The organism is Rhizorhabdus sp., assembly GCF_018006725.1.
Taxonomy (GTDB): domain Bacteria; phylum Pseudomonadota; class Alphaproteobacteria; order Sphingomonadales; family Sphingomonadaceae; genus Rhizorhabdus.
The window spans coordinates 1-10,211 of record NZ_JAGMXV010000171.1 but is presented as its reverse complement, the minus strand read 5'-3'; the positions used below and the strand labels follow the sequence as shown (position 1 = coordinate 10,211).

Sequence of the window (10,211 nt, the reverse complement as noted above, 5' to 3'; positions counted from 1 at the left end):
TCAGGTGCAATTCTGCGAAGGCCTCGACGGCACTGGTCCGTTCCCGCTCGGCTTCCGGTCATCCCGGCTCACGGTTCGGCAGATGATCGATCTGATCGAATGCATCTACGAATACGGATCACGCCACCGCGTGCAGTGGTCCGAACCTCCTTCGCTCGTGGTGAGCGAACCCGGCGGCAGTCATTCCCCCTCCCCCGAAACCCCGGCTGCCGCCGGTCCCCATTCTCTCAAAGGTGCGGCATGAAGCGCCTTATCCGCAAGGCTATCAACGGATGGATCGCATGGCGCAATCGCAAGCGCCTCCATAGAGCAATCCCTGTCCTGGCAGAACTGGACCGGCAGCAGGCGGAGTACCGTCGCTCGCATAAGCGCGGCGCGGCTCGCATCGTCAAGGCTCGCAAGCAGGCGATATGCAACGCCCTCGCCGCCGGCAACCGCACGGTGGAGGGTTAGGATGGCGTACTACAAGCCATGCAAGAACTGCGCGATTGAAAAGGCCTCATGCCTTCGTCGGGCGGAGGTCCGGGATTGCATATCCGGCCTGTCTGTCACGGTCATCAATTTCCGGTGCGATCTACGGAAGCCGCTATTCCATGCCGGTCAGCGCGTCAGCGTCAACTGGACTTATTGGGAGTACAGCGAACTCGGAGAAGACTACAGCGTCGGCCTGATCTACCACGGGACAGTGATCGAGGAATGCGGCCTGCGTTTCATCGTCCGCATCGATGACGGTCCGTCTGCTTGCCGAAATGAGATTGATGCTCACGATACCTTCAAGAGCGAAAATCTAGTCATCAAGGTCAAGCCGGCCGACATGACAGCGCTGGGCGAGCCAGACCGCGCTCTTTGCCCACTGTGCGCAGCCTATGCCGGCGAAACGTCACGCTGCAGGGGTTGGGGTGACCCGCGATCTATCGACAGTTTCTGGCCGGCAGGCTGTGTTGTCCAGAATGAGAGGGCTGCATAATGGCCCGCTCCGTCAAAGAATGGGTAGGACGCAATGACGACACGCCTCCGTCCGAGGCCTGCAAGCGTCGCATCATGGCCCGGCAGGAAAATCTCTGCGCACTGACCGGCAGGCCCTTCACCGCGAAGGAAAAGCCTCAGTTCGACCACAAGGTACCTTTGTGGCTCGGAGGCCAGAACCGCGAAAGCAACCTGCACGCAATCCACAAGGCCGAGCACGCGGCCAAGACCAGCGCTGAGGCGAAGGTTCGGGCAAAGGTCAACGCCAACACCAGCAAGCACTTCGGGCTTCGCGAGCGCGCCAAGAAGCCGGTGCAGAGCCGGAACGATCTGGCCTTCGGCAAGCCCAAATCCCCGAAGCCCCAGCTCGCGCCGCGCGCGCTCTACGAGGCCCGTCAATGACCCCCTCCCTTCCCCGCGCCCCGCAGATCGGCTCCCGGCAGGTGGCGGAGACGCTACGCAAGCTCGCCACTGAAGTCGGCGGCCTCAAGGCATTCGAGCCCGGCGTTCGCGAAGCAATCGGCAACACGCACTGGCGCGTGCTCATGCAGCGTCTCGAAGAGGCCGACGCCGCCCTATCTCGCACCGCGCAAGCGCCGGTAGCGGATGGGGTGCGGGAGGCGTTGGACGACGCTCGTGATTTCATTATCGGACTTGGGCAAGCGCCAGAAGCCGAAGGCTGGCCCCGTGATGCATATGCTGTTTTGGCGAAGATCGAAGCCGCCCTCACATCCTCACCCGCACAGGTAGATGCCAAGGATGCGCCGGCTGCGGAGGTGGGCGAACTGAACGCGCTCCGCCAGTACGCGCTGGATGCTACAAAGGCGATTACCGGGCTGATCGCTGGCGGCTCAGAATATTTCGGCAAGCAGATAGGTGATATTTACACTGCCGATCTGCCGCTGTGTGTCGAACGTATCCGCACGAAAATTGAGGCAGCACACAAAGCCAGGATTGAAGCCCTCCGCCAGCCCAAGCCGCAGGCGGTGGCTATGCCGGATGGGTGGCGATGCTTCCATTGCAACGAGGTTTTCCACGACGAACACAGCGCTCGCCAGCATTTCGGGGCGACGGAAGATCGCGAGCCGGCCTGTCAGATAAAGCTCGGGGCGGAGCGCAGCATGCTGGCCGCGTTGCGCCGAGCCGAAGCGGATGCGGCGGACGCATGGTTCAAACTCCAAAATGAAAGCGGCGAGGCCGCTCAGGCGTATTACGCACAGGCATCAAGGCATCAGGAGCAGTTACGAGCCGCCGAAGAACTCGGCTACGAACGCGGGCTTCGTGACGCCTCGCCCCTACCATCCAGTAGCGGGACGGGGTGGAGGCCGATGGATAGTGCTCCGAAGGATGGGACGAAAATCCTCTACCGAAATTGGTTCAAGAGCATTGGCTTCTGTCATTGGGATGAAGGCTACGACGACGATGACCAACCGTGCTGGTGGGACAACGAAGCGGATGACGAGGTTTGCCCCGTAGTCTGGCTACCCGCCGACGCTCTCCCGGCTTTCCCCTCCGCCCCCGTCTCTCATGGAGGCGGCCGTGGCGAATAAGCTGACAGAGGCCGACCAACCCGGTTTCACCTACTACGAATGCCCCGAATGCGGTTTTGATTGCATCCACGAAGCCTCTTACAAACCCCGCTCGACCGCATGTCCTCTATGCGAAGGCGACAGCGGCCATGATGTAGGTATGCTCCGTCGCGTTGCTCGAAAGACGGACAAACCCGAAGGTCGTGACGCTCGCCGCTCCACACTCGCAGGAGGTAGCGATGCGTAAGCTGACAGAGGGCGATTTGGCTGAAATCAAGCGTCTTATTGACAATCCCAAATACGGCAGCAGCGACCGGGCCAGAGACCGCGCCAGAACCCACCTAAAGGCTCTCGGTCTGATCCGGTTCGACCGACAGTCATGGCAGTGGGAAGTCCTCCCCGCAGGCCGCGCCAAGCTGGCGGAGGAGCGGGGATGATCCGGCTTGTTGTCAGAATAGACGACGCGGCAATGGCTGCTCATGTCGGCGGATCGCCGCAAACGACATACCGCACATTCGACATCGAACATGCCGAGATCGAAGCCCTGCTTCGTGGCGGCGGCAGCAACGACAGAAACGACTTCAGCTACCGCACTCTGGTCGGCGCTGAGATTATTTCGGAGGCATCATGACCATCTCCCCCGAAGCATTGGAGAAGGCGCGGAGCCTCGTTGCAAACTACGGCAGTGATCCAGATGGATTGCTCGTTGGGGCAATCGCCGCCGCGCTCCAGTCCCAAGCGGCACGCATTGCCGAGCTTGAGGCGGGGTTGGACTGCCTTGTCAACGCGAAGGCGTTGTCCGGCGTCCGTGAACTCGTCGCCGGCTGGAATGGTGAGAACCAGCCGGATGGACCCTACGCCGAACGGCACCCTGCCAGACTAGGCGCAACGCTCCCGAAAACGAACTGCGGTGCGGTCTATGCGCTCGATGATGCGATGCAGACCGCCCGCTCTCTCTTGAACAAGGATCGCCAGCCATGACCGCACAGACAGAAGCGCGGGCGAGCCTGTGGGCGCCTGCCACCGCCGACCAATCGGTAAGCGGATGGACTTACGACTTCGATCAGATCGAGCGCATATCGCGCGCCGCGTACAACAGCACCGGCTACGATGCGACGATGGAGGTTGTCCAATTTGTCATGGCCGAAGCGGATAGGCGCTACACCACCGCCCTCGCCGCCAAAGACGCAGAGATAGCAGCGCTCAAGAAGGAAGCGTCGAAGTTCGCGGAATGGGTGCAGGATTACTCCAACGACGGCCACATAGCCCGAGCTGCCCGCTCCTTCCTCGATAAGATGGAGGGGCGCTGAAATGGGCATCACCTATGGCGATCATCTAATTGATACCGGCTACCACGACATCACGCCAGAGCAAGAGCGGGAGATCGAAGCCCGCGAGGAATGCGCTCGTCGCGGCTTAGACCCGGATGAAATCTGCGCTGATGGAGGCGTTGCCGCATGGATGGTTGTGGACCATGAGCGGTACCTCGTCCAGACAGTGGTCTGTCCGCACGACTGTTACCGCCCTGGCGATTGCGACGGGTCGTGCACACATCCCGATCCTCATTCTGACAAGTGGGAGGGGCGAGGCTGCCGCTTCTCTCGGTCTCACCGTCGAAGAATACGAGCGCACGTATCTTCATAACGATCCCAACTTCCAGCAAGCCGCTGCCGACGCGTTTTGAGAACGGAACCGGTCCGGCGGACCGAAACCGGACCGATACGACTCGACAGGGCGGAACAGACCGGGATCAAGGCGATTCAGCTTTGCCGGATTTCATGGGTTTCTGTCGGGTTCCCCGTTTTCGGGACGAGGGGGTCGCAGGTTCAAATCCTGCCACTCCGACCAGAAAAATCAAATAGTTAGCCAGAAACATCTCGAAGCATTTTCTTGCTACGGACCGATACCGGACCGATACCCCCTATTCCACTCCCCATCCTGCCCTCCGGCGCGCCTCCCTTGCGTTAGAACAGAATGAGAACAAAGGCCTTGACCGCATCGAGCCGGCGCGGCATGCTTACGACCATCAGCACAGGAGGCCGCAAAGCGCTGGGCCAAATAGCACAAAGCCCCGACGAGCGGGGCTTTGGAGCGTAGCAGTATCTAGGCCATCCCGAACTTGCTATCGTCCATTGGGTGGCCTGCCTAGAGCCTAGGTCTTAGCGCCCGACAACCAGGATACGTAATCGAATATAATCGATTCCGACCGGTTCTTCAACGGTCGAGCCCCAATCCGCACAAGACAGCGTGCCGACGCCGGCCAAGTCATCCTGCGTCAACGTTGGGTAGGCGTAGCGTCTGCGGCCGACCTTGAACGGGCTCAACCGGTGCAGGCCCACATTCATCTTCCGTGGGCTCGGTGTCACGAGAGGGGACCGCGGGAGGAAACTCGTGACGACGAAGGCGGCGCCGAACTACCGAGATTTGCGGCTCAGAACTGGCTAAACCGTCATCTTTCCAATGACTTACGCATGGCGCTGACAAACCCGATCCGGCGCATGTCAGCACTTCGCACATTGAGCGCGCCAACCTCACGATGCGCATGGCGAACCGCCGCTTTACGCGTCTTACCAATGCCTTTTCAAAGAAGTTTGAGAACCACGTCCACATGGTCGCGCTCTATACTGTTTGGTACAACTTCATCCGCGTTCACAAGACGCTGAAAATGTCGCCAGCGATGGCGGCCGGCCTATCTAAGACGCTCCGGTCGATGGACGATGTTTGCAGCATGATGGACGCTGTTGCGCCTAAGCCTGGGCCGCGCGGTCCCTACAAAAAGCGCGAGACCGAAAATTCAAACTGAGACACTACCGCGAGCTCGCCTCTGTTGACGAGCCACTAATCGCCCATCGCAATGCCGGCTTCCTTCGCCGCTTCATGGAAGGCTTTCCGGGCCACTGCCTGTCGCCTGGCATCCAGCGCCTGCTCCATCGCCTTCAGCACGGCCTTGCGTGCCGCCAGATGCTTCGGTCCCGGTTCGGCCGGCCATTCGTTGAGCAGCAGTTCGGCGGCCCGGTTGTTGTTGCTGACGTTGAACGGTCGCCCTGTATCAGGCCGCTCGATACGCACTGGCTTATCCCACCATCCGCCGCCTACCGCCATGACGCGCACTCCATACAAGACGAGTCGAGTCTAGGGCGGCAATGGTGGAAGTGGAGTCTAGCCGCCTCCTTCGGGATCGTCACTTGCCTTTCGCCTTTGCGTACCGGTTCGGCGCGGCGTCGCGATCTCCAGGTGAAGGCGGCGTATAGATCAGGCCAAGCTTCTTCCCGCCGCATTTGGAGCAGTAGAGCATCGGCAGAACATCATCACGCATGGCAGGCGCGTCCGGGCCGAACCTGTCCCGCATGCGCTTCAGGTCGAGCGTGGCGTTATGGTTGCATGCCGGGTTGTGACAGTACGCGGTGACCGTCATCCTGTCGTCGATGAGGCTCTGGAAGGTCCAAGCCATTGCCCGACCTCTCGCTGGTTCCGACTGGAAGCCTAGCAGACGATCCTGAGAACAAAAATGCCCGCCCCATTGCTGGAGCGGGCTGTTGCCTGAGGCAAGGCTAGGCGGAGCGATTACAGTGTCTCTCGTGATAAAATCTGCGCTTGACTTTGACGGTGCAGCAGATCAGCGCGCACAAATCGCACTTCATCCTCGCGAATAGCGGGCCGTGAAACATCTTTATGCTCGAACACCATCAGGTATTCGTCCAAAGACCCTAAGCCGCCATCGATTGTAGCGACCTTCAGGCGGAAGAGGATGTCGTCTGAGATCTGACGGCTGACGGCCTCTCGTATGATTGCATCGCGCCAAATCGCCCGGCGCATTCCGGGAGACAGAGAACACCATTGGGCTTCATCGCCCTTGAATGTTCGTTTGGGCAGGTCTTTGACCTCAGGGGTTGGCGGCCCCTTGCGAGACCAATATTTCTCCTGCTCTCGCATCACGCCACCTCGAACTGGAAGTGGCGCGGGCTGTAACCCATTTCGGAAAGACGCTGCGGAGAGCGGCGCTCAACCATCTTGGCATAATCGCGAACCATCGACGGGGACGGCTTGCCGTTGCCGCTAAAACGCTTCTTGTCGGCCTTGATCAGCTTCACGAAGCAATCGGCACCGATGACGCCATGACTGTTGGTGCGGACGCCGTGGATCAGGCGCTTGCCGCAATGCTCGCAGTTGTCGGGCTGGTCGTAGCCGTTGATGCAGATGATGCTCATGCCCTTGCCTCCGTAGTTGATATCTTCTATTTAGATGATATCAGGTATCGCGTCAATAGGTGATATCATCTTTTTTCGAAGGAGGCAGGTTTGACCGAATTGCTGATATCAAATACGAGTCGGCCCGTGGGCAGACGGCAGATCAATCATGAGCAGATGCCAGCACGCTTCCCGAAGGGGACGCTTGCGAGGATCGATGGCGTGTTGAAGCCGAAGGAGAAGCGGTCAGACCTGATTCGCGATGCCGTCGAGCGAGAACTGGAGCGCCGTGAAGCGGAAACGTCGAAAGATTGACGCTGGCCCAATAAGAAAAAGCCGCCGACCACCCTCGGGCAGCCGGCGGCAAATGTAACAATTCGTGATGCTTAGCAGTTTCCGGTTCGTCAGCTTGAAAGCGATTAGGCGAATAGAACAGGAGAAAGCGGCAGTGATCACACTGGATGATCTGGAAGTTAACTTCGAAGCGGGAGTAGAGGCTCTGACAGTGGAAGCAGCAAGGCGGATCGAGGAAGAGACCGTCGGCATGACCGATGGCCAATTGCTCGCATGGCGAGTCTTATCTGCGTCCGAACATCTGGCGCGCCTTCATGCCTGTGACGCGCCAGAATTCCTTATTCGCGGCGCCTTTAAGCGCCAGCGGAAACGCTTGCGGGCTCTCCAGATGCATTCGCGCGCGGAGGCCAGAAGCATTCGCGCGGCCGGTCACCAAGAGAAGTCGACGTGACCCAGAACAGATCGTTGCCATCAAGAAGCAGTTGGCCATTGAAAGCGGATTTCTCGGAATCGCCCCAGACCTTCGTGATGATCAGCGGGTAGACGTCACCTTCCTTGACGGCATTGCCGACATGCACTTGGGCACCCGAGCGTAGGGCGTGGTGCCAAGCCAGCTTTTCCTGAGCATCCTTTCGGCGCTGGTTAATAGCGATGGCGTCTTGGCCGGACACTCGATAGAGCACGATACGTCCAATAGTGGGTTTCATGGATTTTCCTTTCCTATGAAAAAGCCACCGCGCCCGGACGGGGACACGGTGGCGAGCAGGGTAGTGGGGTAAGCCCTGTATCGCGACAGGTGGCGCATCCGCCCGGCATGGGCTGGATTGGGTCAGCCGCTTCGCAGCAGGCGCATGATGACGTCCCACCAATAGGCGAGGAAGCCAACGACGGCGCTCGATATGGCGGCCGACGCTATGCCGACGACGAGCAGCGCGCCCTTCCCTTGCGCCTTCCAGAGCTTCACCTCGTCGGTGACAGCCTTGGTATCGGCGACCGTCACCTTCAGCACGGTCATGTCGACTTTGACTTCGCCAACCTCGTCGGCGATTTCCTCGACGCGCTTGTGAATCGCAGAGTGATGTTCGGCGGCCTTGTTGCTCGTATCGAGCGCATTCTGGTCGGCCCGGTCTATCTTCTGGCCAAGGTTCTTGACCTCGGCCCGGAGCGCTCCGATTGCCTCGGAGATGTCGTCAAGTTTCGTGTCCATGCCCGCCCTTCCCGAATGCACTGCTAGATGAGAGAGAACATCGTCGCCGCGATGATGCCGATGGCGATGACGTAGACGGCGAAGATGAGCAGCCAGTCGCGGATCATGGCCGCACGCCGCACAATTGCTGAAGTTTCCGGTTATGCGCCAGCACCTCGGCCACGCGGGCATCGGTCATAGCTTCGATCTCGGCTTGCGACGGACGCTGCGGCTTGGCGATGGTGCAGAATGTGCCGCTTGGTACAGAGGCGCAGCCGACCATGATACAGAGCGCCGCGATGAGTATCAGGATTACAGCGCCCGGTTTGCATCGGCTGCGCATAGCAATCTCCTTGATTCCATGATATAAAATGCGAACGCGCCGGATGCTGGACACATCGCGGCGCGCTCTAACCAAGCCAACCTGTAAGGAGGTCGAAATGGCTGATCCGCTCATTACTGCTGAAATTGCCCGTCGTCTATTTTCCTACGACGCGAAAACCGGAAAGCTTTACTGGAATTCGCGACCGCGCTCAGATTTTGGGGATGACCGCCACTGGCGCGCTTTCAATACGAAAAGCGCAGGCAAAGAAGTCGGAAGCCCAACTAAATGGGGGCATTTGCGGTTTCGTCTCCGAAAGACAGGCTATCAGGTCCACCGTGTTGTCTGGCTCATGGCGTATGGGGAGTGGCCCGAGCAGGTTGACCATATAGACGGTAATCCCGACAACAACCGGTTGGATAACCTACGGGAAGTCAACCACCTATTGAATTGCCGCAATGCCGCACGGCGGAAGGACAACACCTCTGGTGTGACCGGGATTAGCCGCACCCGCCGGTCTGGTAGGTGGAGTGCGGCCATAAGCGATGGAAAAAACCGGGTCCATCTTGGCGACTACCGGACGTTAGAGGAAGCAATCGCGGCGAGGGAGGCGGCTGCGAAGGTCCTTGGCTATCACGCGAACCACGGGCGGCAGCCTAGCTCCTAGCGGGACCATTTAGAGAGTTCGTCTCGGCGAAGTTCGGTCGGGAGCGCATGAACATCGCTGTCGATCTGGTCGGCGATATCGCGAGCGCGCATCTCCGCTTCGGCCTGTTTCGCCTTCTCAGCCTTCTTCCCGGCGGCATAGGCCCGCCAGAGCATCAATCCGGCACCGCCCGCCGCGAGCAGATACGGCCACAGGTGTTCGATGAGGGAGAGGACGAGCGTGGTCATTGAGCAGCCCCGGGCATGAGGCGTCGCATGAGTGCGCGAGCGTCCCACAGTGCATTGTGCTGCACTGCTCCGGGAAGGTCCGTCGGGTACGCATCCACCCTGACCATTTCGAACTTGCATCCGGGGATGTTGACCATCAACCCCGGCCCGGTGATCAGCGCGGCGCAGAAATAGCGAATATCGTCGGGCCAATCGGCCACGATGATGGGATTGGGGTCTCGTCGCAGGAAGACTGCTATAAGCGGGCCGAATTGGTCCGCCTCGACTGGCAATGGGTCCGCGCCGGGAACCGTGATGATAGGCATCACGTTGTCGCGCACCCATTCAGTGGGGGTCGGGCAGTCCGTCGCGAGGTAAAGGCTCGATCCGTCTTCCGCCGCCAGCGCGAGGCTGATGAGGGGGCCGCCAAAGCCATCGAACTCAGTGTCGAGGAAGTATCGCATGGCTAACCCTCCGCCACTTCCACCTTGATCGCCCGTACCGCGCCGACGATCTGACTGCGCAGAAGTAGGAGGACGAGCGCGCTCATGTTGCCCACCCAAGGCGCTTCGCGAGCCAGTACCAGCCTTCGGTCCCGGCCCAGATCGCACTGGCAAGGGCCATCTCGATCAGCGCCGCGATTTCCGGGTCGGATGAAAGCGCGTTGCCATCCTCCGCCGAGAACACGGCTTTGCCGACGAGAAACCCGACGATCAGGCGCAGGATGATGCGGGAGATCGGTCCAAGCATATCAGCCTCCACATTTGATTTAATCAGTTGATTCTGCTATAAAAAACGAACGCGCCGGATGCTGGACACATCGCGGCGCGCTCTAACCAAGCCAACCTGTAAGG

22 protein-coding genes and 1 pseudogene are annotated in these 10,211 nt (G+C 59.8%); 13 read left to right on the top strand and 10 right to left on the bottom strand.

Annotated elements, in window-relative coordinates:
* The 11 genes and pseudogenes from KAY22_RS19605 to KAY22_RS19555 form a co-directional block, all read left to right on the top strand.
* On the top strand, nucleotides 1-244 hold a 244-nt coding region (locus KAY22_RS19605), incomplete at its 5' end, for a recombination protein NinB (RefSeq protein WP_296624960.1).
* Nucleotides 241-453, top strand: coding sequence for a hypothetical protein (locus tag KAY22_RS19600; protein ID WP_296624959.1), 213 nt, complete (start codon nucleotides 241-243; stop codon nucleotides 451-453). The genes KAY22_RS19605 and KAY22_RS19600, both read left to right, overlap by 4 nt.
* 1 nt (nucleotide 454) lies before the next feature.
* Nucleotides 455-967 (top strand): hypothetical protein, encoded by a 513-nt coding sequence (locus tag KAY22_RS19595; RefSeq protein ID WP_296624958.1) that lies wholly within the window; start codon nucleotides 455-457, stop codon nucleotides 965-967.
* Complete coding sequence (locus tag KAY22_RS19590; protein WP_296624957.1) at nucleotides 967-1,368, top strand: HNH endonuclease signature motif containing protein; 402 nt, start codon at nucleotides 967-969, stop codon at nucleotides 1,366-1,368. The genes KAY22_RS19595 and KAY22_RS19590 overlap by 1 nt, the downstream gene beginning before the upstream one ends.
* Nucleotides 1,365-2,516 (top strand): hypothetical protein, encoded by a 1,152-nt coding sequence (locus tag KAY22_RS19585; protein ID WP_296624956.1) that lies wholly within the window; start codon nucleotides 1,365-1,367, stop codon nucleotides 2,514-2,516. The genes KAY22_RS19590 and KAY22_RS19585 overlap by 4 nt, the downstream gene beginning before the upstream one ends.
* Nucleotides 2,517-2,734: 218 nt before the next feature.
* The gene (locus tag KAY22_RS19580) at nucleotides 2,735-2,932 is read left to right on the top strand and encodes a hypothetical protein (RefSeq protein WP_296624955.1); all 198 of its coding nucleotides are present in this window, start codon (nucleotides 2,735-2,737) and stop codon (nucleotides 2,930-2,932) included.
* On the top strand, nucleotides 2,929-3,126 hold the full coding sequence (locus tag KAY22_RS19575) for a hypothetical protein (protein WP_296624954.1): 198 nt from the start codon (nucleotides 2,929-2,931) through the stop codon (nucleotides 3,124-3,126). Before KAY22_RS19580 ends, KAY22_RS19575 begins: the two co-directional genes overlap by 4 nt.
* Nucleotides 3,123-3,476 carry a hypothetical protein gene (locus tag KAY22_RS19570; protein ID WP_296624953.1) on the top strand — a complete coding sequence of 118 codons (354 nt, stop codon included), beginning with the start codon at nucleotides 3,123-3,125 and terminating at the stop codon, nucleotides 3,474-3,476. Before KAY22_RS19575 ends, KAY22_RS19570 begins: the two co-directional genes overlap by 4 nt.
* Nucleotides 3,473-3,805: a hypothetical protein gene (locus KAY22_RS19565; RefSeq protein WP_296624952.1), complete on the top strand. Its 333-nt coding sequence runs from the start codon at nucleotides 3,473-3,475 to the stop codon at nucleotides 3,803-3,805. Before KAY22_RS19570 ends, KAY22_RS19565 begins: the two co-directional genes overlap by 4 nt.
* A 164-nt stretch (nucleotides 3,806-3,969) precedes the next feature.
* The gene (locus KAY22_RS19560; RefSeq protein WP_296624951.1) at nucleotides 3,970-4,179 is read left to right on the top strand and encodes a hypothetical protein; all 210 of its coding nucleotides are present in this window, start codon (nucleotides 3,970-3,972) and stop codon (nucleotides 4,177-4,179) included.
* Between the two features lie 798 nt (nucleotides 4,180-4,977).
* A pseudogene (locus tag KAY22_RS19555) lies at nucleotides 4,978-5,298 on the top strand (hypothetical protein); the annotation flags it as partial.
* Between the two features lie 35 nt (nucleotides 5,299-5,333).
* Here the strand turns inward: KAY22_RS19555 and KAY22_RS19550 are convergent.
* The 4 genes from KAY22_RS19550 to KAY22_RS19535 all read right to left on the bottom strand — a co-directional run bounded on the left by KAY22_RS19550 (nucleotide 5,334) and on the right by KAY22_RS19535 (nucleotide 6,703).
* On the bottom strand, nucleotides 5,334-5,597 hold the full coding sequence (locus KAY22_RS19550) for a DUF982 domain-containing protein (protein ID WP_296624950.1): 264 nt from the start codon (nucleotides 5,595-5,597) through the stop codon (nucleotides 5,334-5,336).
* A gap of 79 nt (nucleotides 5,598-5,676) precedes the next feature.
* Nucleotides 5,677-5,946: a hypothetical protein gene (locus KAY22_RS19545; protein WP_296624949.1), complete on the bottom strand. Its 270-nt coding sequence runs from the start codon at nucleotides 5,944-5,946 to the stop codon at nucleotides 5,677-5,679.
* A gap of 113 nt (nucleotides 5,947-6,059) precedes the next feature.
* Entirely contained in the window at nucleotides 6,060-6,428 is a 369-nt protein-coding gene (locus KAY22_RS19540; protein ID WP_296624948.1) for a hypothetical protein, read from the bottom strand.
* Nucleotides 6,428-6,703: a hypothetical protein gene (locus KAY22_RS19535; RefSeq protein WP_296624947.1), complete on the bottom strand. Its 276-nt coding sequence runs from the start codon at nucleotides 6,701-6,703 to the stop codon at nucleotides 6,428-6,430. The genes KAY22_RS19540 and KAY22_RS19535 overlap by 1 nt, the downstream gene beginning before the upstream one ends.
* A gap of 90 nt (nucleotides 6,704-6,793) precedes the next feature.
* On the opposite strand from KAY22_RS19535, the gene KAY22_RS19530 reads away from it, so the two are divergent.
* Entirely contained in the window at nucleotides 6,794-6,997 is a 204-nt protein-coding gene (locus tag KAY22_RS19530) for a hypothetical protein (RefSeq protein ID WP_296624946.1), read from the top strand.
* 332 nt (nucleotides 6,998-7,329) lie between these two features.
* Here KAY22_RS19530 and KAY22_RS19525 read toward each other — a convergent pair whose 3' ends face one another.
* The 3 genes from KAY22_RS19525 to KAY22_RS19515 form a co-directional block, all read right to left on the bottom strand.
* Entirely contained in the window at nucleotides 7,330-7,683 is a 354-nt protein-coding gene (locus KAY22_RS19525) for a hypothetical protein (RefSeq protein ID WP_296624945.1), read from the bottom strand.
* Between the two features lie 122 nt (nucleotides 7,684-7,805).
* A complete protein-coding gene (locus KAY22_RS19520) occupies nucleotides 7,806-8,183 on the bottom strand; it encodes a DUF1515 family protein (RefSeq protein WP_296624944.1) in 378 nt (125 codons plus the stop codon).
* A gap of 103 nt (nucleotides 8,184-8,286) precedes the next feature.
* Nucleotides 8,287-8,505, bottom strand: coding sequence for a hypothetical protein (locus KAY22_RS19515; protein WP_296624943.1), 219 nt, complete (start codon nucleotides 8,503-8,505; stop codon nucleotides 8,287-8,289).
* 97 nt (nucleotides 8,506-8,602) lie between these two features.
* Between KAY22_RS19515 and KAY22_RS19510 the strand changes: the two genes are divergently transcribed.
* Nucleotides 8,603-9,151: an HNH endonuclease signature motif containing protein gene (locus tag KAY22_RS19510; RefSeq protein ID WP_296624942.1), complete on the top strand. Its 549-nt coding sequence runs from the start codon at nucleotides 8,603-8,605 to the stop codon at nucleotides 9,149-9,151.
* Here the strand turns inward: KAY22_RS19510 and KAY22_RS19505 are convergent.
* From KAY22_RS19505 to KAY22_RS19495, 3 genes are all read right to left on the bottom strand, one after another.
* Nucleotides 9,148-9,378: a hypothetical protein gene (locus KAY22_RS19505; protein WP_296624941.1), complete on the bottom strand. Its 231-nt coding sequence runs from the start codon at nucleotides 9,376-9,378 to the stop codon at nucleotides 9,148-9,150. The genes KAY22_RS19510 and KAY22_RS19505 overlap by 4 nt on opposite strands.
* The gene (locus KAY22_RS19500) at nucleotides 9,375-9,821 is read right to left on the bottom strand and encodes a hypothetical protein (protein ID WP_296624940.1); all 447 of its coding nucleotides are present in this window, start codon (nucleotides 9,819-9,821) and stop codon (nucleotides 9,375-9,377) included. The genes KAY22_RS19505 and KAY22_RS19500 overlap by 4 nt, the downstream gene beginning before the upstream one ends.
* Before the next feature lie 82 nt (nucleotides 9,822-9,903).
* On the bottom strand, nucleotides 9,904-10,107 hold the full coding sequence (locus KAY22_RS19495) for a hypothetical protein (RefSeq protein ID WP_296624939.1): 204 nt from the start codon (nucleotides 10,105-10,107) through the stop codon (nucleotides 9,904-9,906).
* Between the last annotated feature and the right edge of the window lie 104 nt (nucleotides 10,108-10,211).

Coding starts and splice junctions, on each gene's coding strand:
- KAY22_RS19565 (WP_296624952.1), top strand. CDS start 3,473: ATGACCGCACAGACAGAAGCGCGGGCGAGCCTGTGGGCGCCTGCCACC.
- KAY22_RS19600 (WP_296624959.1), top strand. CDS start 241: ATGAAGCGCCTTATCCGCAAGGCTATCAACGGATGGATCGCATGGCGC.
- KAY22_RS19570 (WP_296624953.1), top strand. CDS start 3,123: ATGACCATCTCCCCCGAAGCATTGGAGAAGGCGCGGAGCCTCGTTGCA.
- KAY22_RS19515 (WP_296624943.1), bottom strand. CDS start 8,505: ATGCGCAGCCGATGCAAACCGGGCGCTGTAATCCTGATACTCATCGCG.
- KAY22_RS19535 (WP_296624947.1), bottom strand. CDS start 6,703: ATGAGCATCATCTGCATCAACGGCTACGACCAGCCCGACAACTGCGAG.
- KAY22_RS19540 (WP_296624948.1), bottom strand. CDS start 6,428: ATGCGAGAGCAGGAGAAATATTGGTCTCGCAAGGGGCCGCCAACCCCT.
- KAY22_RS19560 (WP_296624951.1), top strand. CDS start 3,970: ATGAGCGGTACCTCGTCCAGACAGTGGTCTGTCCGCACGACTGTTACC.
- KAY22_RS19500 (WP_296624940.1), bottom strand. CDS start 9,821: ATGCGATACTTCCTCGACACTGAGTTCGATGGCTTTGGCGGCCCCCTC.
- KAY22_RS19590 (WP_296624957.1), top strand. CDS start 967: ATGGCCCGCTCCGTCAAAGAATGGGTAGGACGCAATGACGACACGCCT.
- KAY22_RS19510 (WP_296624942.1), top strand. CDS start 8,603: ATGGCTGATCCGCTCATTACTGCTGAAATTGCCCGTCGTCTATTTTCC.
- KAY22_RS19580 (WP_296624955.1), top strand. CDS start 2,735: ATGCGTAAGCTGACAGAGGGCGATTTGGCTGAAATCAAGCGTCTTATT.
- KAY22_RS19525 (WP_296624945.1), bottom strand. CDS start 7,683: ATGAAACCCACTATTGGACGTATCGTGCTCTATCGAGTGTCCGGCCAA.
- KAY22_RS19495 (WP_296624939.1), bottom strand. CDS start 10,107: ATGCTTGGACCGATCTCCCGCATCATCCTGCGCCTGATCGTCGGGTTT.
- KAY22_RS19575 (WP_296624954.1), top strand. CDS start 2,929: ATGATCCGGCTTGTTGTCAGAATAGACGACGCGGCAATGGCTGCTCAT.
- KAY22_RS19545 (WP_296624949.1), bottom strand. CDS start 5,946: ATGGCTTGGACCTTCCAGAGCCTCATCGACGACAGGATGACGGTCACC.
- KAY22_RS19550 (WP_296624950.1), bottom strand. CDS start 5,597: ATGGCGGTAGGCGGCGGATGGTGGGATAAGCCAGTGCGTATCGAGCGG.
- KAY22_RS19520 (WP_296624944.1), bottom strand. CDS start 8,183: ATGGACACGAAACTTGACGACATCTCCGAGGCAATCGGAGCGCTCCGG.
- KAY22_RS19595 (WP_296624958.1), top strand. CDS start 455: ATGGCGTACTACAAGCCATGCAAGAACTGCGCGATTGAAAAGGCCTCA.
- KAY22_RS19505 (WP_296624941.1), bottom strand. CDS start 9,378: ATGACCACGCTCGTCCTCTCCCTCATCGAACACCTGTGGCCGTATCTG.
- KAY22_RS19585 (WP_296624956.1), top strand. CDS start 1,365: ATGACCCCCTCCCTTCCCCGCGCCCCGCAGATCGGCTCCCGGCAGGTG.